The sequence below is a fragment of the Leucobacter sp. gxy201 genome (genome assembly GCF_051043335.1).
GTDB lineage: Bacteria > Actinomycetota > Actinomycetes > Actinomycetales > Microbacteriaceae > Leucobacter.
Window position 1 is genome coordinate 160,783 of record NZ_JAMXWS010000006.1, and the last position, 18,786, is coordinate 179,568.

Annotated in this window: 20 protein-coding genes; 16 read left to right on the forward strand and 4 right to left on the reverse strand. The window is 69.2% G+C overall.

Going from position 1 to position 18,786, the window contains the following annotated elements; translation table 11 throughout:
- Nucleotides 1-4 precede the first annotated feature (4 nt).
- From mltG to aroB, 5 genes are read left to right on the forward strand one after another with little or no spacing between them, the layout of a single operon-like run.
- On the forward strand, nucleotides 5-1,114 hold the full coding sequence (gene mltG / locus NHL51_RS11380; RefSeq protein WP_434143869.1) for an endolytic transglycosylase MltG: 1,110 nt from the start codon (nucleotides 5-7) through the stop codon (nucleotides 1,112-1,114).
- Complete coding sequence (locus NHL51_RS11385) at nucleotides 1,081-2,058, forward strand: shikimate dehydrogenase family protein (RefSeq protein ID WP_434143871.1); 978 nt, start codon at nucleotides 1,081-1,083, stop codon at nucleotides 2,056-2,058. Before mltG ends, NHL51_RS11385 begins: the two co-directional genes overlap by 34 nt.
- A gap of 5 nt (nucleotides 2,059-2,063) precedes the next feature.
- The gene (gene aroC, locus NHL51_RS11390; RefSeq protein ID WP_434143873.1) at nucleotides 2,064-3,260 is read left to right on the forward strand and encodes a chorismate synthase; all 1,197 of its coding nucleotides are present in this window, start codon (nucleotides 2,064-2,066) and stop codon (nucleotides 3,258-3,260) included.
- On the forward strand, nucleotides 3,257-3,988 hold the full coding sequence (locus NHL51_RS11395) for a shikimate kinase (RefSeq protein ID WP_434143875.1): 732 nt from the start codon (nucleotides 3,257-3,259) through the stop codon (nucleotides 3,986-3,988). Before aroC ends, NHL51_RS11395 begins: the two co-directional genes overlap by 4 nt.
- Entirely contained in the window at nucleotides 3,985-5,061 is a 1,077-nt protein-coding gene (aroB, locus tag NHL51_RS11400) for a 3-dehydroquinate synthase (RefSeq protein WP_434143877.1), read from the forward strand. Before NHL51_RS11395 ends, aroB begins: the two co-directional genes overlap by 4 nt.
- Here the strand turns inward: aroB and NHL51_RS11405 are convergent.
- Nucleotides 5,043-5,753: a TetR/AcrR family transcriptional regulator gene (locus NHL51_RS11405; RefSeq protein WP_434143879.1), complete on the reverse strand. Its 711-nt coding sequence runs from the start codon at nucleotides 5,751-5,753 to the stop codon at nucleotides 5,043-5,045. The genes aroB and NHL51_RS11405 overlap by 19 nt on opposite strands.
- Nucleotides 5,754-6,010: 257 nt before the next feature.
- Here NHL51_RS11405 and NHL51_RS11410 point away from each other — a divergent pair, with 257 nt between their 5' ends.
- The 6 genes from NHL51_RS11410 to NHL51_RS11435 are packed head-to-tail and all read left to right on the forward strand — an operon-like array spanning nucleotide 6,011 to nucleotide 11,752.
- The gene (locus tag NHL51_RS11410) at nucleotides 6,011-7,225 is read left to right on the forward strand and encodes an ABC transporter substrate-binding protein (protein ID WP_434143881.1); all 1,215 of its coding nucleotides are present in this window, start codon (nucleotides 6,011-6,013) and stop codon (nucleotides 7,223-7,225) included.
- Between the two features lie 11 nt (nucleotides 7,226-7,236).
- Nucleotides 7,237-8,007, forward strand: a complete 771-nt coding sequence (locus NHL51_RS11415) for an ABC transporter ATP-binding protein (RefSeq protein WP_434143883.1) — start codon at nucleotides 7,237-7,239, stop codon at nucleotides 8,005-8,007.
- Nucleotides 8,004-8,747 carry an ABC transporter ATP-binding protein gene (locus NHL51_RS11420; protein ID WP_434143885.1) on the forward strand — a complete coding sequence of 248 codons (744 nt, stop codon included), beginning with the start codon at nucleotides 8,004-8,006 and terminating at the stop codon, nucleotides 8,745-8,747. The genes NHL51_RS11415 and NHL51_RS11420 overlap by 4 nt, the downstream gene beginning before the upstream one ends.
- Nucleotides 8,740-9,633 (forward strand): branched-chain amino acid ABC transporter permease, encoded by an 894-nt coding sequence (locus NHL51_RS11425; protein ID WP_434143887.1) that lies wholly within the window; start codon nucleotides 8,740-8,742, stop codon nucleotides 9,631-9,633. Before NHL51_RS11420 ends, NHL51_RS11425 begins: the two co-directional genes overlap by 8 nt.
- On the forward strand, nucleotides 9,633-10,721 hold the full coding sequence (locus NHL51_RS11430) for a branched-chain amino acid ABC transporter permease (RefSeq protein WP_434143889.1): 1,089 nt from the start codon (nucleotides 9,633-9,635) through the stop codon (nucleotides 10,719-10,721). Before NHL51_RS11425 ends, NHL51_RS11430 begins: the two co-directional genes overlap by 1 nt.
- A gap of 5 nt (nucleotides 10,722-10,726) precedes the next feature.
- The gene (locus NHL51_RS11435; protein WP_434143891.1) at nucleotides 10,727-11,752 is read left to right on the forward strand and encodes an acetamidase/formamidase family protein; all 1,026 of its coding nucleotides are present in this window, start codon (nucleotides 10,727-10,729) and stop codon (nucleotides 11,750-11,752) included.
- A 16-nt stretch (nucleotides 11,753-11,768) separates the two neighbouring features.
- On the opposite strand, the gene NHL51_RS11440 is transcribed toward NHL51_RS11435, so the two are convergent.
- A complete protein-coding gene (locus NHL51_RS11440; protein WP_434143892.1) occupies nucleotides 11,769-13,202 on the reverse strand; it encodes an AAA family ATPase in 1,434 nt (477 codons plus the stop codon).
- Nucleotides 13,203-13,267: 65 nt separating this feature from the next.
- Between NHL51_RS11440 and NHL51_RS11445 the strand changes: the two genes are divergently transcribed.
- A complete protein-coding gene (locus NHL51_RS11445) occupies nucleotides 13,268-15,154 on the forward strand; it encodes a VWA domain-containing protein (protein WP_434143894.1) in 1,887 nt (628 codons plus the stop codon).
- A gap of 70 nt (nucleotides 15,155-15,224) precedes the next feature.
- Complete coding sequence (locus NHL51_RS11450) at nucleotides 15,225-16,028, forward strand: hypothetical protein (RefSeq protein ID WP_434143896.1); 804 nt, start codon at nucleotides 15,225-15,227, stop codon at nucleotides 16,026-16,028.
- A gap of 24 nt (nucleotides 16,029-16,052) precedes the next feature.
- On the opposite strand, the gene NHL51_RS11455 is transcribed toward NHL51_RS11450, so the two are convergent.
- Nucleotides 16,053-16,628 carry a thioesterase family protein gene (locus tag NHL51_RS11455; RefSeq protein WP_434143898.1) on the reverse strand — a complete coding sequence of 192 codons (576 nt, stop codon included), beginning with the start codon at nucleotides 16,626-16,628 and terminating at the stop codon, nucleotides 16,053-16,055.
- 149 nt (nucleotides 16,629-16,777) lie between these two features.
- Here NHL51_RS11455 and efp point away from each other — a divergent pair, with 149 nt between their 5' ends.
- Together efp and nusB are read left to right on the forward strand one after the other, a co-directional pair.
- Nucleotides 16,778-17,341: an elongation factor P gene (efp, locus tag NHL51_RS11460; protein ID WP_434143900.1), complete on the forward strand. Its 564-nt coding sequence runs from the start codon at nucleotides 16,778-16,780 to the stop codon at nucleotides 17,339-17,341.
- Nucleotides 17,342-17,347: 6 nt separating this feature from the next.
- On the forward strand, nucleotides 17,348-17,764 hold the full coding sequence (nusB, locus tag NHL51_RS11465) for a transcription antitermination factor NusB (RefSeq protein WP_434143902.1): 417 nt from the start codon (nucleotides 17,348-17,350) through the stop codon (nucleotides 17,762-17,764).
- Nucleotides 17,765-17,875: 111 nt separating this feature from the next.
- Here nusB and NHL51_RS11470 read toward each other — a convergent pair whose 3' ends face one another.
- A complete protein-coding gene (locus tag NHL51_RS11470; protein ID WP_434143904.1) occupies nucleotides 17,876-18,316 on the reverse strand; it encodes an MmpS family transport accessory protein in 441 nt (146 codons plus the stop codon).
- 167 nt (nucleotides 18,317-18,483) lie between these two features.
- Between NHL51_RS11470 and NHL51_RS11475 the strand changes: the two genes are divergently transcribed.
- Nucleotides 18,484-18,678, forward strand: coding sequence for a helix-turn-helix transcriptional regulator (locus NHL51_RS11475; protein WP_434143905.1), 195 nt, complete (start codon nucleotides 18,484-18,486; stop codon nucleotides 18,676-18,678).
- Nucleotides 18,679-18,786: the final 108 nt, after the last annotated feature.

The window sequence follows — 18,786 nt, forward strand, 5'->3', positions numbered from 1 at the left end:
CAGCATGAACTATCTGAATCCGGAGGAGAAGCGGGCCAGGCGCCGCACGCGTGCGAAGCGGGTGGCGATCACTCTCGTGGTCGCCATCGTGCTGTTCGGCGGGCTCGGCGCCGCCGTGTTCTCGCTCTTCCCGCAGATCGGCGACCGCATCGCGCTTGAGCTCGGCTGGAAGACCGACGACTTCGAGGGCACGGGCCACGGGGAGACGAGCATCGCCATCGTTCCCGGCGAGATCGGCGAGGACGTCGCGGTCTCGCTCGAGGAGGCGGGGGTCGTCAAGACGTCGGAGGCCTTCACCCGCCTGCTGCTCGCGCAGGATCCCGCGGTCGAGTTCATGCCGGGAATGTACGCGCTGCGCCTCGAGATGAGTTCGCAGGCCGCGCTCGACATGCTGCAGGACCCCGCGAACCGCACCGAGTATAAGGCGGTCGTGCGCGAGGGGCTCACGGTCTCGCAGACCCTTCCGCTGCTCTCGGCGGGCGCGCAGGTGCCGCTCGAGGAGCTCGAGGCCGCAGCCTCGGACCCCGCGCAGTTCGGCCTGCCCGAAGGGGTGACCTCGCTCGAGGGCTGGCTCTACCCGGCGACCTACGAGTTCGAAGCGGGCAGCACCGCCGCCGACGTGCTGGGCTTGGTGGTGGGCCATCAGATCGCCGTGCTCGACGAGCTCGGCGTCGCCCCCGAGGATCGGGAGCGCGTGCTCACCTGGGCTTCGATCGTCGAGAAGGAGGCGGGCCGGGCCGAGGACTTCGGCAAGGTCTCGCGCGTGATCTCGAACCGCCTCGACCAGGGTATGAAGCTCGAGATGGATTCGACGGCCCAGTTCGGGTACGGCCAGCAGCACGACGGCTCGGTCTGGTCGTCGGACGAGGCGCTCGCCGATGACAATCCCTGGAACACGTATGCGCATGAGGGGTTGCCGGCCTCGCCGATCGCGAGCCCCGGCCGCGCGGCGATCGAGGCGACGCTGAACCCCGAGCCGGGCGACTGGCTCTACTTCGCGGCGATCAACCTCGACACCGGCGAATCGGCGTTCTCGACCACTATCGAAGAGCACGATGCCGCCGTCGCGCAGCTGGGCGAATGGTGCGCCGCGAACCCGGGCAGGGGCTGCTGATGCAGGAGACGCCGATCTCGGAGCGCGAGGTGCTCGCCGAGCGGCTCGCCGTGCTCGGCTCGCCGATCGCCCATTCGAAGTCGCCCGCGATCCACAGCGCGGCCTACGCGGCGCTCGCGCTCGATTGGGAGTACGAGCGGTTCCGCCTCGAGGCGCCCGATCTCGAGGCCTTTCTCGCGGCGAGGGAGCCCGACTGGCGGGGCTTCTCCGTCACGATGCCGCTGAAGGAGGAGGCCCATCGTCTCTCGACGGTGCTCGACCCGGTCGCCGAGGAGAGCGGCGTGGTGAACACCCTGCTGCGCATCGCGAGCGACGCGAGCGGTGCGCCCCGCTGGGCGGGCTTCAACACGGACGTCGCGGGGCTGGCCGCCGCGATCACGGACGCCGGTCTCGACGCGACGAGCACGGTCGTGCTCGGCTCGGGGGCGACGGCGGTATCCGCCATCCTCGCCGCGCGCCGGCTCGGTGCGCAGCACGTCGAGGTCGTGGCCCGCAACGCACGGGCGATCGGCGATCTCGTCGCCCGCTTCGGCGAGAGCGGCGAGCCGGGGGCCGATCGCCCGCTCCATGTCTCGGGAACGGTGCTGCCGCACGTCGATGCCCTGCTCGACGATGCCGCCATCGCGGCGGCGTCCGAGGTCGATGCTCGTATCGCCCGGCCCACGCTCATCGTCTCGACGCTCCCGGGGCCGGCCACCGCCGACCTCGAACTGCCCGAGGCGTGGACCGCGATTCCGCTCTTCGACGTCGCCTACGATCCCTGGCCGTCACCGCTCGCGGCGCGCTGGCGCTCGGTCGGCGGCGTCGCCCGCGCGGGCACCGAGATGCTCGTGGAGCAGGCCCTCGTGCAGGTGCGCGTCTTCGCCGGGGGCGACCCGTCGATCGAGCTGGACGACGAGGCCGCCGTACGCGCCGCCATGCGTGCGGCGAGTGTGGGAGGATAGTGGGCATGCTGCGTTGGCTTACCGCCGGGGAATCACACGGCCCCGAACTCATTGCCGTTCTCGAGGGCCTGCCCGCCGGCGTGCCCGTTTCGCTCGACATGGTCCGCGAGGATCTGCAGCGGCGCAAGCTCGGCTACGGCCGCGGCTCGCGCATGAAGTTCGAACAGGACGAGCTGCACTTCTCGGGCGGCATCGTTCAGGGCGTCTCGATCGGCGGCCCCGTCGCGATCCGCGTCGGCAACACCGAGTGGCCGAAGTGGACCGAGGTGATGTCGGCCGAGAAGACCGAGCTGTCCGAGAAGTCGCGCGGTCGCGGCGCTCCGCTCACGCGGCCCCGCCCCGGCCACGCGGATCTGGTCGGCATGCAGAAGTACGGCTTCGACGAGGCCCGGCCGGTGCTCGAGCGCGCGAGCGCCCGTGAGACCGCTGCGCGAGTCGCGCTCGGAGCGATCGCCCGTTCGTTCCTCGCCGAACTCGGTATCCGGCTCGTGAGCCACACGCTGTCGATGGGCGATGTGCGGGTGCCCGAGGGCGCCGCCCTTCCGCGACCGGAAGACGTGGCCGCGCTCGATGCCGACCCGTTGCGCTGCTTCGACGCCGAGACGAGCGCGCGCATGGTCGCCGAGGTCGACGACACGAAGAAGTCGGGCGACACGCTCGGCGGCATCGTCGAGGTGCTCGCCTACGGCCTGCCGCCCGGGCTCGGTTCGTACGTGCACTGGGACCGTCGTCTCGACTCGCGTCTCGCCGGCGCGCTCATGGGCATCCAGGCGATCAAGGCGGTCGAGGTCGGCGACGGCTTCGAGACGACCCGCCGTCGCGGCTCCGCGGCCCACGACGAGCTGCACCTCGATGACGGCCGCATCGCTCGCGAGACGGCGCGGGCCGGCGGCATCGAGGGCGGCATGACCACCGGCCAGGTGCTCCGCGTGCGCGCGGGGATGAAGCCGATCGCGACGGTGCCCCGCGCGCTGCCCACGATCGACGTCGCGACCGGCGAGGAGTCGAAGGCGCACCACCAGCGCAGCGATGTGACGGCGGTGCCCGCCTCGGGCGTCGTCGCAGAGGCGATGGTCGCGCTCATTCTCGCCGACGCGGTCGTCGAGAAGTTCGGCGGCGACAGCGTCTCCGAGACCCGGCGCAACCTCGAATCGTACCTCGCGGAGATCCCCGAGAACCTCGCGACCGTCATCGACTCGTGAGCGGCGACCGGGAGGCTTCGGGGGCCGAGCCGGGCCCCGGGCACCGGCCGAAGCCCTCGCCTCCGCCGACGGCGGGGGAGACCGGCGCTCCGGGCGGCCGGAGCGGCCAGGGGGCGAAGCCCCGTCGCAGGCGTCGTCGGCGCGGCCGCCGCGGCGGTGGCCTTCCGAGCCGCGCGATCGTGTTCGTCGGGCCGATGGCGGCCGGGAAGACGAGCCTCGGCAAGCGGGTCGCCCGCGAGCTCGGGGTGCCGTTCGTCGACACCGATGCCGTGATCGTGCGGCAGTACGGTCCGATCACCGAGTTCTTCGAGCGCCACGGCGAAGACGAGTTCCGTCGCATCGAGGCCGAGGTCGTCGCCGCGGAGCTCGCAGTGCCCGGCACCCGCATCGTCGCTCTCGGCGGCGGCGCGGTGATCACGGAGAGCACACGCGCGCTGCTGCAGGGGCATCCGGTCGTGCTGCTCATGACGACGCAGGAGTCGGTGCTGCGCACGGCGAACCTGTCGAGGCGGCCGCTGCTGCGCAACGACCCCGAGGCGTGGAACCGTATCATGCGTGCACGACGGCCGTTCTACGAAGAGGTCGCCGATGTGACCTACCGCACCGATCGCGCGACCAAGGAGCAGCTCGCGCGCAAGGTCGCCCAGTGGGCGCGCAGCTACCGGGGGCGCCCGCAGATGCCCGGGTCGGAGCCGGGCGCAGACGTCAAGAAGAAGGAGCAGCAATGAGCGAAACCGCGATCGAGGTCACGGGCGATACCGACTACACGGTGACGGTCGGGCGCGGCCTGCTCGGCCGAGTCCCCGAAGCCGTCGGCAATCGTGCGTCGAAGGTGCTCATCGTGCACACCTCGACGGTCGGCAAACTGGCGGAGGAGCTGCGGGAATCGCTCGCGGCTCACTACGCGCAGGTGCTGCTCGCGGAGGTGCCCGACGCCGAGTCGGCGAAGCGGGTCGAGGTGGCCGCATTCTGCTGGCAGATCATGGGCCAGGCGGACTTCACGCGCACGGACGCCGTGATCGGCCTCGGCGGCGGAGCCGTCACCGACCTCGCCGGCTTCGTCGCGGCGACCTGGCTGCGCGGCGTGCGCCTCGTGCAGATCCCGACGACGGTGCTCGGCATGGTCGACGCCGCCGTGGGCGGCAAGACCGGCATCAACACCGCCGAGGGCAAGAACCTCGTCGGGTGCTTCTACGCTCCGGCCGCGGTGCTCTGCGACCTCGACCTGCTCGCGACGCTGCCGAAGAACGAGATCCTCGCGGGGTTCGCCGAGGTCGCCAAATGCGGGTTCATCGCGGAGCCCGAGATCCTCGACCTCATCGAGGCCGATGTCGCTCGGGTCACCGATCCCGCATCGCCCGAATTCCAGCGGGCGATCGAGCTCGCGATCGGCGTGAAGGCGCGCGTCGTATCGGAAGATTTCCGCGAAGGCGGGCTGCGCGAGATCCTCAACTACGGCCACACGCTCGGCCACGCGATCGAGCACGCCGAGCGCTACCAGTGGCGGCATGGCGTCGCCATCTCGATCGGGATGATGTACGCCGCCGAGCTCGGCCGCATGGCGGGCTCGCTCTCGGACGCCGATGTGGATCGCCACCGCCGTGTGCTCACCGCGCTCACCCTGCCGCTCGCGTACCCGGCGGGTCGCTGGCCGGGTCTGCTCGCGACGATGCAGCGCGACAAGAAGGCCCGCGCCGGCATGCTGCGCTTCATCGTGCTCGACGCGATCGGAAAGCCCCGAGTGTTGGCCGGTGTCGACGACTCCGTGCTGCAGTTCGCGTATCAGGAGATCTCGAACTGACCGGACTCTAGCGTGCAAGCGCGCTCTGCGACGCGGTGCTCGATGGCGTCGAGCAGCAGATCGACGCTGAAGACGAAGGCGGCCTCGGTCTCGGGATACATCGCGGGTGCGGCGGCGGCGGCGCTCGGGAACTTCGCCGGGTCGAGCGCCGCGTAGGTGCGGCGCTGCGCATCGCGCTGCTCCGGATCCGTGAGCCAGGGCGAGAACGCTGCGACGAGGCCGTTGCCGACCGCATGATTGTAGATCGTCTGGTGGAAGTAGCCGAGCTCGTCCGCGGGCACCCCGGCGCGGATGAGCTCGCGCACCGTCCATTCGGTGAGGTGGAAGAGGCGGGGTTCGTCGTCGGGCTGCCCCGCCATCGCCTGGGAGAGCCCCTCGTTGACGCGGTAGATGCGCCACCAGGCGATCATGAGATTCTTGAGATTGTCGCGCCAGGTGAGCGACGGGTCGGGCTCGGGGATCTCGACGAAGAGCTCGTCGATGAGCGCCGTCAGCAGGGCGGCCTTGTTCTTGAAGTGCCGGTACATCGCGGTCGCGTCGACGCCGAGTTCTGCGCCGAGCTTGCGCAGCGTGAGCGCGCCGAGCCCGTCTCTGTGGAAGATGGTGCGCGAGGTTTCGAGGATGCTCTCGCGGTCGAGGCGGTGCGGAGCGCCGCTCCGGGCTTCACCCGCGACCTGCTCTGGGTCCTGCACTGAATTCCACTCCGTTCCCGATATCGGCCGTTGCCGCAATGCTACCCGTCCGTTTATCCGCCTGCTTTGAGCGGGCTGGGTGCGGACCGGCAGGGATCGACCGGGCACTGGCACAATGAAACAGGTTCACCACATAGATGTCAACAGTGTTGACATCTATGTGGTTGCATGCCAAGCTGCAGGCCACGGTGTTTCCGTGGCACGGGCGAGACTCGCAGGTCGGGCCGCCGGTGGGCATCATCTCAACGAGGAGAACCATGAAGAAGAAGCTACTCGGCGTAGCCGCTCTTGCTGCTCTGACGCTGGGCCTGTCAGCCTGCGGCGCGGATCCGAACGCGAGTCCGGCCGGTGGTGACGCGCAGGCCGACTCGGGCGATGAGATCATCGTCGGCGCCGCACTGTGCCTCACCGGCATCCAGTCGCCGCTCGACGAGCCGATCCTGCGCGGCGTGCAGCTCAAGGTCGACGAGATCAACGAGAACGGCGGCCTGCTCGGCAAGCAGGTCAAGCTCATCAACCTCGACGGCAAGAGCGACCCGGTGGTCGTCGGCAACAACGGCGAGCAGCTCGTCTCGCAGGGCGCCGAGGTCGTGATCACGCCGGCCGACTTCGACTTCGGCGGGCCCGCGAGCCGCGCCGCGCAGTCCGCGGGCATCGTGGGCATCTCGCCCGGCGCATCATCGCCGCTCTACGGTTCGAAGACCCTCGGCGACAAGCAGTTCACGCTCTCGATGTGGAACACCACGATGGGCGCCGCCGCAGCCGAGTGGGCGTACGGCGAGCAGGGGTACACGAAGGCCTACGTCGTCACGGACCAGTTCATCGACTACACGACGTCGCTCAGCGACTACTTCATCGAATCGTTCGAGCACCAGGGCGGAGAGATCCTCGGCCACGACACCTACACCCAGGGCGACCAGGATTTCTCGGCTCAGTTGCAGCGACTCAAATCCGAAGGGGCCGATGCCGAGGTCATCTTCGTATCGTCGTACATGCCCGACCTCGGCCTGATCATCCGCGACATCCGGGCAGCGGGCATCGACACGCCGATCCTCGGCGGCGACTCGTACGACGACCCCGAGCTCTTCGAAGTGCTCGGCGCCGAGTACGGCAACGGCGTCACCTACGCGAGCCATGCGTTCCTCTCGGAGCAGGCGAGCGAACTCGTCCCCGCATTCCTCGACTTGTACAAGGCGAAGCACGGCGAGGCCCCCGACACCGCTCTGGTCGCCAACGGCTACGACACGATGACCGTGCTCGCCGAAGCGATCGAAGCGGCAGGCACCACCGAGGGCGCGGCCCTCGCGAAGCAGATGACCGAAATGGAATTCCCTCTCCTCACCGGCAATCTCAGCTGGTCCTCGGCCGACACCGGTCATGCTCCGCAGAAGGAGGCCGCGCTCATGACGGTCGCCGGCGGCGAGGTGTCGTTCCTGAAGTGGGTCATGCCCGAGTGGGTCCCCGAGCCGTGATCAGCACCGCAATGAGCGAGAGGCTCACCGCCGAGGGCGTCGTCATGGACTTCGCCGGCCTTCGGGCGCTCGACACGGTGAGCCTCTCACTCGGACGAGACGAGATCGTCGGCCTCATCGGCCCCAACGGCTCGGGCAAGACGACCCTCGTGAACGTGCTCTCGGGCGCCCTGAAGCCGAGCGACGGCGCGGTGCGCATCAACGGGAAGGACGTCACGGGGCGCAAACCGAAGCGGATCGCCCGCGAGGGCCTCGTGCGCACTTTTCAAACGGTGCGCCTCTTCGGAACGATGACGGTCTTCGAGAACGTGCAGCTCGGCGCACTCGGAGGCGGATCGCGGCGAGGCGAGGCGACCCGCATCGCCGAAGAGCTCATCTCGGCGTTCGACGTGGCAGCGCTGCGCGACACGCAATGCGATGCGCTCTCGTACGGCCAGAAGCGGATCGTCGAGATCCTGCGGGCGCTCGCGACGAAATGCCAGTACCTGCTGCTCGACGAGCCGGCCGCCGGCCTGAACGAGGAGGAGAGCGACCGGCTGCTCGGTCAGCTGACCACGATCCCCGAGGTGTACGGCTGCGGGCTGCTCATCATCGACCACGACATGAACCTGATCATGCGCCTCTGCCATCGCCTGCACGTGCTGAACCAGGGCCGGACGATCGCGGAGGGCACGCCCGACGAGATCCGCTCGGACCCGACCGTCGTCGCCGCATACCTCGGCAGCCAGGCGACCGCCGGGCTCGCTTCCGAGGACATCGAACGAACTGTGGAGGACGAATGAGCCTGCTCGAAGTCGCGCACCTGCGGGTGAAGTACGGTGCCATCACCGCGGTCGACGATCTGAGCCTCGAAGTGAACGAGGGCGAGCTCGTCGCGCTCGTCGGGTCGAACGGCGCGGGCAAGACCACCACGCTCTCGGCCATCGCAGGCGTGCACCGGCCGCAGAGCGGCACGGTCGCCTTCGACGGAGAGACCGTTACCGGCAGACGGAGCGCTGAGATCGCACGGCGCGGCATCGCCCTGGTGCCAGAGGACCGCGGCATCTTCCCGAGCCTGACGGTGTCGGAGAACCTCAAACTGGGGTCGTACTTCATGAAGGACGCTGCCCTGCTCGAGACGAAGCTCGCCGAGATCTTCCAACGCTTCCCGATTCTCGAAAAGCGCGCCGATCAGGGCGCGGGCACGCTCTCGGGCGGCGAGCAGCAGCAGCTCGCCATCGCTCGCGCCGTGCTCACCCGGCCGCGGCTGCTCATGCTCGACGAGCCGTCGCTCGGCCTGTCGCCGACGCTCGTCGACAGCATGTTCGAGATCATCGAGCAGCTGCACCGCGAAGGCGTCACGATCCTGCTCGTCGAGCAGAACGTGACACGCGCCCTCGAGATCGCCGACCGCGCGTACCTGCTCACCACCGGAAAACTCACCGCGAGCGGCACCCCGCAGGAGCTGCGCGCATCCATCGACCTCACGGCCGCCTATCTCGGGGGCCTGCACCAGACCGGAACGGAGAGCGAGCATGGGTGACATCCTCCAGTTCGTTCTGAACTCGCTGAGCCTCGGCAGCCTCTACGCGCTGATCGCGCTCGGCATGATCATCATCTTCGGCATCCTGAAACTCGTGAACTTCGCCTACGGCGAGCTCATCATGGTCGCCGGCTACACCTGGTTCGTGCTGCAGAGCACCTGGCTGCCGCTCGTCGTGCTGATCGTGCTCGCGGTGGCGATGGCGGTCATCGCGAGCGTGCTCACGGAGCGCATCGCCTTCAGACCCGTTCGCTCGAACTCGCTGAACGCGATGCTGATCACCTCGTTCGCGGTGAGCTCGCTCCTGCAGAACTCCGCGCTCGTGTTCGTGTCGCCCCGCGCACGTGCGGTGCAGGTGCCGGCGGCGTTCCACAAGAACGTCTCGTGGGGCGGCGCGCAGATCTCCGTCTCGAACCTCATCGTGATCGGCGTGAGCATCCTCACCCTGCTCGCGCTCATGCTCATCATGAAGAAGACGCGACTCGGCATCACGCTGCGCGCGGCATCGGACGATTTCCGCATGCTGCAGCTGCTCGGCATCAGGGCGGACAAGGTCATCGTCTCGGCCTTCATCATCAGCGGTGCGCTCGCGGGAATCGCGGGCGTGCTCTGGATCGGACGCATCGGATCCGTCACCCCGACCATCGGCGCCGCACCGCTGCTCGTCGCTCTGATCGCGATCGTCGTGGGCGGTATGGGCAGTCTGTCGGGGGCCGTCGTCGGCGGTTTCTTCCTCGGCACCCTCACGATCGCGCTGCAACTGCTGCTGCCGCAGGAGCTGCTCGCGTTCCGTGACGCGGTGATCTTCGGCATCGTGATCCTCGTGCTCGTCTTCAGACCCCAGGGCATCGTCACGGGTCGTTTCGCGACAGAAAGAGTCGGCTGATGAAACAGGCATCCTTCCGCATCTCGCGCCGCAAGGTCTATCCGCTGCTCCTCACGGTCGCCGTGTTCACCTGCGTCGCGCTCGTCTCCAGCGTGCTGAACATCCCGCTCGTCGACCGCATCTCGACCGTCATGTTCATCAACCTGATCCTGGTGCTCGGGCTGCAGTTCTTCATGGGCAACTCGGGGGTGCTCTCGTTCGCGCACGTCGGGTTCATGGGGATCGGCGCCTACGCCTCGGCGATCCTGTCGATCCCTGTGGATCAGAAGAGCATGGCCCTCCCGAGCCTCTACGCGCCCTTCACCGGAATCGAGATGGGCTTCCTCCCGGCCATGCTCATCGGCGCGGCCGTCGCGGCCGTGTTCGCAGCCGTGATCGGGCTGCCGATCATGCGCCTCTCGGATACGGCCGCGGCGATCGCGACGTTCGCGATGCTGGTCATCGTGCACGTCGTGCTGTCGCAGTGGGGCGAGATGACCAACGGGCCGCGCACACTCTTCGGCGTGCTCAAGTACACCGACATGTGGACCGCGTTCACCTGGGCGATGATCATCCTCGTGCTGGCGTTCCTCTTCAAGGAGTCGTCACTCGGCATGAAGCTGCGCGCTTCGCGCGACAACGTGCACGCCGCCGATGCGATCGGGGTCGATGTGGTCGCATCGAGGTGGGTCGCCTTCACGATCTCGGCCTTCATCTGCGGGATGTCGGGCGCGCTCTGGGCCCACTTCATCACCTCGTTCCAGCCCGGAGCCTTCTACCTCACGATGACCTTCACCGTACTGACCATGCTGATCGTCGGCGGGCCGCAGACGATCACGGGCACGGCGCTCGGAGTGCTCATCATCACGATCGTGAGCGAGGGGCTGCGCATGACCGAGAACACGTTCAGCATCAACGGCCTGCTGCCGTTCGAGACGGTCGGCATGACCGAGATCCTCCTCGCGATCGTGCTCGTGCTGATGCTCGCCTACAAACCGGGTGGGCTCATCGAGACGATCGAACTCGGCGCCTCGCTCGGCAAGAAGCATGATGCTCGGGCCGCGGCGAAGATCGCCGCGAAGTCGGCACCAGCATCGAGAAAGGACTAGCAGACATGGAAACCCTCAGATTCGACGTCTCGCCCGATGTCGACCCGTCGAGCCTCGTCTACACCTTCGGCGGTGCCGAGGCGAAAGCGCAGATCGTGCCCGGTACGGTTGTGCAGACGTCGACGCTCGACTGCTTCGCGGGAGCGATCACCGAGGCCGGTTCGGCGCCCTCGAAGCTGCTCGACCCGCGGTACCTGAACCCGCAGACCGGTCCGTTCTACGTCGAGGGAGCAGAGCCCGGCGACACGCTCGCCGTGCACTTCATCGACATCTCCCCGCGCTTCGACTGGGGAGTGAGCACGACCGTCGAATACTTCGGGGCGCTCACCGGGACGCACGATACGGCGCTGCTGAACGCGCCGCTCGAGGAGAACACCTGGTTCTACGCCATCGATGCAGAAGCGCGCACGGTGCAGTACCAGGCGCAGGACAGCGACCTGAGTCTGGCGCTGCCGCTCGATCCGATGCACGGCACCGTCGGGGTGGCTCCGGCGCTCGGCGAAGTGCGCTCCGCGCTCGCCCCCGGCAACTGGGGCGGCAACATGGATACGCCCGAGATGCGGGCGGGGGCCACCTGCTACATCGGCGTCAACGTACCCGGTGCGCTCTTCTCCCTGGGCGACGGCCACGCTCGGCAGGGCGAGGGGGAGACCTGCGGCGTCGCCGTCGAATGCTCCATGAACTCGGTGTTCATCGTCGAGCTCATCAAAGGTCGTGCGCCCGTCTGGCCGCGCATCGAAACGGATGAATACCTCATGACGACGGGGTCGACCAAGCCGCTCGAGGACGCCTTCCGGGCCGCGAACCTCGAGATGGTGGAGTGGGTCGCCGAGCTGCTCGATCTCAGCCGCATGGACGCCTACCAGCTGGTCTCGCAGACGAACCTCAGCCCGGTCGCGAATGTGGTCGACACCGTGTACACGATGGTCTGCAAGGTGCCGAAGCGGCTGCTCGGCGCAGCGGCGCTCGGCGCCTTCGGTGGCGCCCACGCATCGCTGCGCGAACAGGCGGCGGCCTGGGCAGCGGCCTGATGCCAGGGGTTCTCGCTCATCTCGAGGCGAGCGAGAACCCCTGGCCCTCCAGAATCAGGCCGAGCACCCGGCGATCCTCGCGATGCATCACGCTCTCGACGAAGCGGCCGAGCGCGCGGTCGAGGGTCACCGCGCCGGCGCTGCCCGCTACTTTCTGCAGCACGGCCACCAGCGTGCGCGGAGCGAGCACCGACTCCTCGAGGCCGGGGCGCCCGTCGATCTCCTGCTCGGTACCCACGTAGTCGCCGAATCCGGCTCCGTGCGCTCCGGAGAACACCTGCTGGCTGATGAACGCGGCACGAGCGACGCGCACGATCTCGTCGACCGACACCGTCGACGGGAGGCGGCCGTGCGCGTCGGCGACCGCCGCGGCCGCGAGCAGCCCGTTCTCGGCCGGGAAGTCTTCGAACCGTACTCCCGCATCGGGGTAGTGCACGCGGTAGCCGTTCGCGCCGAAGCGATTGACGAGCTCGGCGCTGAGCCGGTCGAGACCGCGATAGCGATGCGGTGTCTGCTCGTTCGCCGTGGCGATGATGGCGAACCCCTCGGCCACGCGAACGCGCCGACCGACGTCCTCCTGCACGCCGAAGTCATCGCCGGGGCGCAGCTGCAGAATGCGGTTGAGACGTTTCAAGAACTCGGCGGGCATGGCGTTGATCTCGTCGAGGATGACCGGCCGACCCTCGGTGAGCGCCCGGAGCAACGGTCCGGGTACGAAGACGCTCGTCGTCGCACCGTGCTCGGCCCGCAGTTCGTGAGCGCCGAGCATCTGCGCGCTTGTGATGTCGCCGTAGCCCGACACGAGCTCGGGTTCGAGGCCGGCGCCGTGCCGTGAGAGGTGCTCGGCGAGCGCGGTCTTCGCTCCGCCGGTCTCTCCGACGAGCAGCACGGGTTCGCCGCGCAGCACCGCCGGTAGCGCCTCCGCGATGATCTGACGCATCTGGCCGGTGAGCAGCAACCCGTGCCGCAGCTGCTCCCGGGCCTCCCGCAGACGGAGCGCGCCGAGGGCCTCGAGCACTCCGTCTCGCTCGGCCGCGGTCGTGATGCCTGCGCGCCAGTCGCGCGTCGCGGCCCCGTGCTCGCGCTGCCCGTCGCGCAGCTGGCCGACGCGGTCGCGTTCGCTGCGGGTCAGATCCCTGCCCGCACCGGCAGCGGCGGCGACCACGCGCTCCGCACGTTCCCGCTGCTCGGCCCGGCGCACCTCGGCGCGTCGGGCGTGCACCGCGGTGCGCAGGATCGACGCGCGCGCGTCGAGCGCCTCCCGGATCGCGGGCCCCGTCGCGGGGTCCTCGAGCAGCGCGTCGAGGCGCTCCTGCAGCACCGCGAGATCGTGCTCGTGGGCCGCCGTCTCCGTGCCCGGGCCGCGGTCGCGGGCCGCGCGCACGATCCGCATCTCGCGCGCGATCGCCTGGGCCTCGCCGAGCGCCGGTTGCGCGTCGAAAGTGAGCATGCGGCCACGCTACCACCCGCCCTCGAAGCGCCGGGCCGGCACCGTGCTGCGTCTAGGCTGAGGGCATGCAGACGATGGAAGCCGGCGACATCGACGTACGCGCCGGGCTGCGCGCCGTCGGCGGTCTGCTCGGTCTGCCGGTCATCGTCACCGATGGCGCCGAATGGCGCCTCACGAGACGCGGCCTCGAAGTCGGCCTGCTCTGGTACGGGGCCCGCGGACACGGCTCGGCCGAGGCCATGGCGCTCGTCGCGCTGCAGTTATGGGAGGGGCCGCGCGAGCGGCTTGTGGCCGCCGACCGCGCACGCCGGCGCGACTCGTTCGAACGCCGGGCCCCGCACGAGGCTCCGCTGACCCGGGCGATCGCGCGCATGCAGGCCGTCGGCGAGCTGCTCGCGGCGTTCCCCGGGTTCCGGTCGCGTCTCGGCGCCGCGCTCGAGCGCGGCCTGCCCCGAGACCCTTCGGTGCTGCCGCGCCACCTGCAATGGGTGGTGCTGCTGCTCGCCGCCGAGCAGCCGGCGACCGAGCTGCCCGTCGACCGCGCGGTGCTCGCCGAATGGCGGCGCATGCACCGCAGATCGGGGAGCGAGGCGCTGCTGCGCCACGTCTTCGCGCCCGACGGGAGTCGACCCCCGTTGCTCAGGTTCGAGCGCGCCTATGCGCTCCTGCAGCCCGCGTATGCGCGGCTGCTGGCCATCGACGCGCGAGAGGCGCAGGGCCCGGTCGCAGGCGGCGCGCCCGACGGGGGCGACGACGCCGAGGACGACGGTCGGGATGAAGCGGGTGCAGGGGACACCGGCAGCAGCGCGGCGGGAGACGATCGGGATGCGCCCGATGAGACGCCGCCGGCGGACGAGACGGACGGCGGCGCACCCGATGCCGGGGCCGACGAGCGCGCGCGCCCGGGAGACGGGGGCGAGATCGCCGAGGGGGCCGACCTCTTCGCGGCGGAGCAGGCCGGCTTCGTCGGCACCGTGCTCGCGACACCGCTTCCGGCCGATGGCGCCATGCTCGAGGCGATGCTCGACCGCGCGACCGAGGCGACCGGCGAGGCGGCGAACGATCGCCCCGGCGGCCGCGGCACGGCAGGGGCCGCCCCGGTATCGCCGATCGACTACCGCGAGCGCGCGACCGAGCTCGCGCCGGCGATCGACCGCATGCGCGCGCTCTGGGCCAGAGTCATCGCCGAACGCATCGCGCAGCGCCGGGCCCCGAGCCGCGATGCGCGCACGGCGGGGGAGGACCTCGCCGACGACGCTCTCGCCGCCGCAGTGGCCGAGGCGCACGCCGGCGTGCCGCAGCCGCGGGCGTTCCGGGCGCGGGTGCTCCGCTCCCGACGCACGCGCCGCGCGGGCAGCACCGACTATCTGCTGCTCGTCGACCGTTCGGCGTCGATGCAGGGCCGCGCCGCCGAGGCCGCGGCCGATGCCATGCTCGTGCTCGTCGAGTCGCTCGCGGGCGTGGACCGCGACATCGCGCACGCGGAGCGCGCCGGCGGCGTCGACCTCGATCTCGACATCCGTACCGGCCTCGTCGTGTTCGACGGCGACGCGCATCTGGTGAAGCCGCTGTCGCACGGCATCGACGACGCGACGCGACGCGACCTGCAGGCCGCCGTGCGCTCACCGCGCGGATCGACGAACGACGGCGCCGCGCTGCGCCTCGCCGCCGACCAGTTCGGCATCGGCGCGCAGGCCGGCTCGGGCCCCGCTTCGCGCGACGGCCTCGAACGACGGCGCATCGCCATCCTCGTGAGCGATGGCGGGTCGAACGACCTCGCCGCTGCAGAACGAGAAGTGCAGCGGCTGCGCGCGGCGGGCGTGAGCGTGCACGGCATCGGAGTCGGCGGCGACGAGATCGCGGTGCGCTACGCGCCGACCGGGCGCACCATCCTCGACCCGCGCGAGCTCGCGCGGGCGCTCGAGGCGATCGTCGAGGATGAGCTACCGTGAGAAGCATCGAACAGGGAGCGCAAGTGCGGCCGCTCTCGAACGGACGGGCACGACGGGAAACGGGGCGGGCATGATGCAGGGATCGATGCCGGAGCGTACGCTGCTGGCGCGCGCGCTCTTCCCCGAGCTCGCCGCCGACCTCGACGCTGCGCTCGCGGAGCACGGCGAGCCTTCGCAGAGCGCCGATCTGGACTCGTGGCTCGATGCACGTGCCGCAGAGGTGCGCGCTGGCGCCGGGCTCGACGAGGTCGTCGACCCCGCGGTCGCCGCCCGCCTGCAGCGCTCGTTCACGGCCGCCCGCGGTGCGGCTGAACTACTGGGCATCCCGCTGCCGGAGCCCGAAACCTTTCTCGACGCGGGAGTCGATATCGCGGAGTTCGAACGACGGCTCGCCGCGGACGCTTCGCTCGTGCCGGTGATCGCGCCGCACGGGCTCGGGCCGGACGCCTGGATCGCCGCTTTCGCCCGGGTGCCCGACGAAGAGACCATTCTCGTGTTCGCCCGCGAGGCCGTGCGTGAGTTCGAACTGCTCGACGCCGCGCCGACCGGCGCACCGACGGTGCGCGGCGACGCGGGCGCGGTGTGGACGCTCCGGGCGATCCCCGGCGGGCCGAAGCCCGCGGTACTCGGCCTCGGATTCGCCCACGGGCCGCACCCGACGCTGCCCGAGATGCTGACGCTGCAGCTCATGCGGCTGCTCGACGACGAATCGCTCGTGGACGCGTCGAGCTTCACCTGGCTCGCGGGTCGCCTCGCCGAGGGTCGGCTCGCCGCGCGCCACGTCTACGATGCGAGCGAACGCACCATACGCATTACCTGCCGGGAGGTCGGCAGCCAGGGCCCGCACCTCGGCGCCCGGCCGCCGGTCGGCTGAGGAGCCTCGGCTGCCGCACGGGGATCAGGCGTTCGCACCCCAGCTGCTGACCGCCTCGTCGCGCAGCGACGGGAGCTTCGTCGCGAGCCCCCACCGCAGCACCGCTTCGGGCACGACGAGCTCGTCCGGGTTCGCGCCGCTCTTCGCGATGATCTCGTCGACGGGCACCACCCCACCGGCGCGGCGGAGGATGCGCGCGCGCACGAATGCGCGGGCGTAGATCTCGGGGCGGCGCTGCGCGTTCGGCCGCACGAAGCGCTGCTCCATGTAGACGGCCTGCTCGTCGAACCCGAGGATCTTCGATTCGATCCAGAATCGCTTCCACGGATTCAACGATTTGCGGTACGAGATGGTCTGCCCGACCACGACCGGGTACCAGCCCTCCTGCTTGAACAGCCCCATGACGCCGTTGCGCTGGATGAGATCGAACCGTGCGACGTCCATGATCGACAGATACTTGCCGTTGTTCATGTGGTTCAGCACATCGAGATCGGTGGGCCAGACGCGGAACCGCGAACGGGTGACGTCGGTGAAGCCGATCTTCGAACCGCGGGGACCCACGAAGAGCATGTGCCAGAACGTGCGGAAGATCATATGCATACCGTGAGCCTAGGGGAGCGGGCAACGGCACGGCGATCGCTTTGTCGGCCTCGTGCAAAGGATGCACGGGAGGCGGGGTATAGACTGTATCGGCGCACTCGGCACCCGATATCTCGCGCCCGAACCCAGAAGAACCGGAGAATACCCGTATGGCAACCTCGAACGACATCAAGAACGGCACCGTCATCAAGGATCACGGTCAGCTCTGGAGCGTAGTCGAGTTCCAGCACGTGAAGCCGGGCAAGGGCGGCGCATTCGTGCGCACCAAGCAGAAGAATGTCGTTTCGGGCAAGATCATCGACAAGACCTACAATGCGGGCGCGAAGATCGAGACCGCCAACGTCGACCGCCGCGACTTCCAGTACCTCTACCAGGACGGCGCTGACTTCGTCTTCATGGATAAGAGCGACTACGACCAGCTCACCGTTTCGGGCACCGTCGTCGGCGATGCCGCGAAGTTCATGCTCGAGAACCAGGACGTGCAGATCGGTCTGCATGAGGGCGAGCCCCTGTACCTGGAGATGCCGGCATCGGTCGTGCTCGAGGTCACCTACACCGAGCCCGGTCTGCAGGGCGACCGTTCGACGGGCGGCACCAAGCCGGCGACCGTTGAGACCGGCGCCGAGATCCAGGTTCCGCTCTTCCTCGAGGCGGGTACCAAGGTCAAGGTCGATACTCGCACGGGCGATTACCTCGGCCGCGTGAACGACTGATCGCCGTTGTCTGCACGCACCAAGGCCCGTAAGCGGGCCCTCGACATGCTGTTCCAGGCCGATGTGCGCGACGAGTCGATCTCGACGATCGTCAACGCCGAGGCGAAGCGCGCCGCGGGCGAGCCCGACCGTATGGCCTCGTGGCTCTACGCCCGCGAGATCGTCGACGGCGTCACCGATCACCGCGACGAGATCGACGAGCTCATCATGAGCTACGCCGTGGGGTGGACGCTCGAGCGCATGCCGAACGTCGACCGCGCCCTGTTGCGCCTCGCCTCCTGGGAGATCCTCTACAACGACGAGGTGCCGACGCCCGTTGCGATCGATGAGGCGGTGGAACTCGCGAAGGAGTTCTCGACCGACGACTCGAGCCGTTTCGTCAACGGCGTGCTCGGCAAGATCGCGGACCACGCCCGCGCGTAGCCGCGTCGGCGTCGTGCGCCGAGAAGGCCCCCGGACTTGTCCTGAGACGAGCCCGGGGGCCTCGGCGTCGCATCGGATGCGGCGCTCCGCAAGCGGTATTGCCGCGGCCGCCTACATCTTCGAGCAGGTCACCATGCTGAGCGGGCCGGTCGAGGTCTGCTCCGCGATGACCTCACCGTCGTGCGTGATCTTGCAGGTGATCGTCGTCGCATCCTGTGACGCCATCGCGCTGAGCGTGAACATCTGCGGGTTGAACGTTCCGCCCTGGGTCACGGATATCTCCTTCGAGAAGGGAACCGCGGCGTCGGTGGCCATCTCCTGGCCGGTTCCGCCGTCATCGAGAGTCATGTAGGTGATCGAGCTCGCGGTCGCAGCGTCGCTGGTCACCTCGTAGAGCACCGTGCTCTGCTTCTCCTGTTCGGCGGGCGCGGGCGTCTCCTCGGTCTGCGCCGGCTCGGGGGCGGGCTCGGCTGGAGCCGCGCCGTTCGAGCAGGCGGCGAGGCCGAGCGCGATCATCGCGGACAGCGCCAGCGCAGTAATCGTCTTCTTCATGATGGGTGCATTCCTTCGAACTGGTGGGTGACGACGGGCAGAATGTTTCAGCACGCAGTACAAGAACCTGTGCTTTTCACACAGTATCCTGTGCTGTGACCGAGTGACAAACTCTGTGGACTTGAGGGGTGCCAATCCCCCCGAGCCCCGATTTGACTCAACTCAAGGTGATCATCGGGCGAGCGCGCGTGCGCGAGGGGCTGACGATCGAGCAACTGTCCGAGGCCTCCGGGGTCAGTCGGCAGACGATCCTGAACCTCGGTTCGGGCAAGTACTTCGGCGACCTCAAAACCTGGCTGAAGCTCTCGAAGGCGCTCGGGATCGGTCTCGATGAGCTGCTCGCGCCCGTCTGGGGCGAGTGAAACACGTCGATCCCTCTGCCGTTCCCGGGAACCGTGGAGCCGCGTGCACCATAGGAAGGGCTGGAGTGGTGCCTGGGGCTCCACGGCGCGGCAGCGCAGGGGCCCGGG

Excerpts from the sequence above, each read along its gene's own strand:
- NHL51_RS11425 (WP_434143887.1), top strand. The coding sequence starts at position 8,740 with ATGGGTGACATCCTCCAGTTCGTTCTGAACTCGCTGAGCCTCGGCAGC.
- NHL51_RS11415 (WP_434143883.1), top strand. The coding sequence starts at position 7,237 with ATGAGCGAGAGGCTCACCGCCGAGGGCGTCGTCATGGACTTCGCCGGC.
- NHL51_RS11455 (WP_434143898.1), bottom strand. The coding sequence starts at position 16,628 with ATGCATATGATCTTCCGCACGTTCTGGCACATGCTCTTCGTGGGTCCC.
- aroB (WP_434143877.1), top strand. The coding sequence starts at position 3,985 with ATGAGCGAAACCGCGATCGAGGTCACGGGCGATACCGACTACACGGTG.
- NHL51_RS11440 (WP_434143892.1), bottom strand. The coding sequence starts at position 13,202 with ATGCTCACTTTCGACGCGCAACCGGCGCTCGGCGAGGCCCAGGCGATC.
- NHL51_RS11445 (WP_434143894.1), top strand. The coding sequence starts at position 13,268 with ATGCAGACGATGGAAGCCGGCGACATCGACGTACGCGCCGGGCTGCGC.
- aroC (WP_434143873.1), top strand. The coding sequence starts at position 2,064 with ATGCTGCGTTGGCTTACCGCCGGGGAATCACACGGCCCCGAACTCATT.
- NHL51_RS11410 (WP_434143881.1), top strand. The coding sequence starts at position 6,011 with ATGAAGAAGAAGCTACTCGGCGTAGCCGCTCTTGCTGCTCTGACGCTG.
- NHL51_RS11385 (WP_434143871.1), top strand. The coding sequence starts at position 1,081 with ATGGTGCGCCGCGAACCCGGGCAGGGGCTGCTGATGCAGGAGACGCCG.
- NHL51_RS11420 (WP_434143885.1), top strand. The coding sequence starts at position 8,004 with ATGAGCCTGCTCGAAGTCGCGCACCTGCGGGTGAAGTACGGTGCCATC.
- NHL51_RS11470 (WP_434143904.1), bottom strand. The coding sequence starts at position 18,316 with ATGAAGAAGACGATTACTGCGCTGGCGCTGTCCGCGATGATCGCGCTC.
- NHL51_RS11450 (WP_434143896.1), top strand. The coding sequence starts at position 15,225 with ATGATGCAGGGATCGATGCCGGAGCGTACGCTGCTGGCGCGCGCGCTC.
- NHL51_RS11435 (WP_434143891.1), top strand. The coding sequence starts at position 10,727 with ATGGAAACCCTCAGATTCGACGTCTCGCCCGATGTCGACCCGTCGAGC.
- NHL51_RS11430 (WP_434143889.1), top strand. The coding sequence starts at position 9,633 with ATGAAACAGGCATCCTTCCGCATCTCGCGCCGCAAGGTCTATCCGCTG.
- efp (WP_434143900.1), top strand. The coding sequence starts at position 16,778 with ATGGCAACCTCGAACGACATCAAGAACGGCACCGTCATCAAGGATCAC.
- mltG (WP_434143869.1), top strand. The coding sequence starts at position 5 with ATGAACTATCTGAATCCGGAGGAGAAGCGGGCCAGGCGCCGCACGCGT.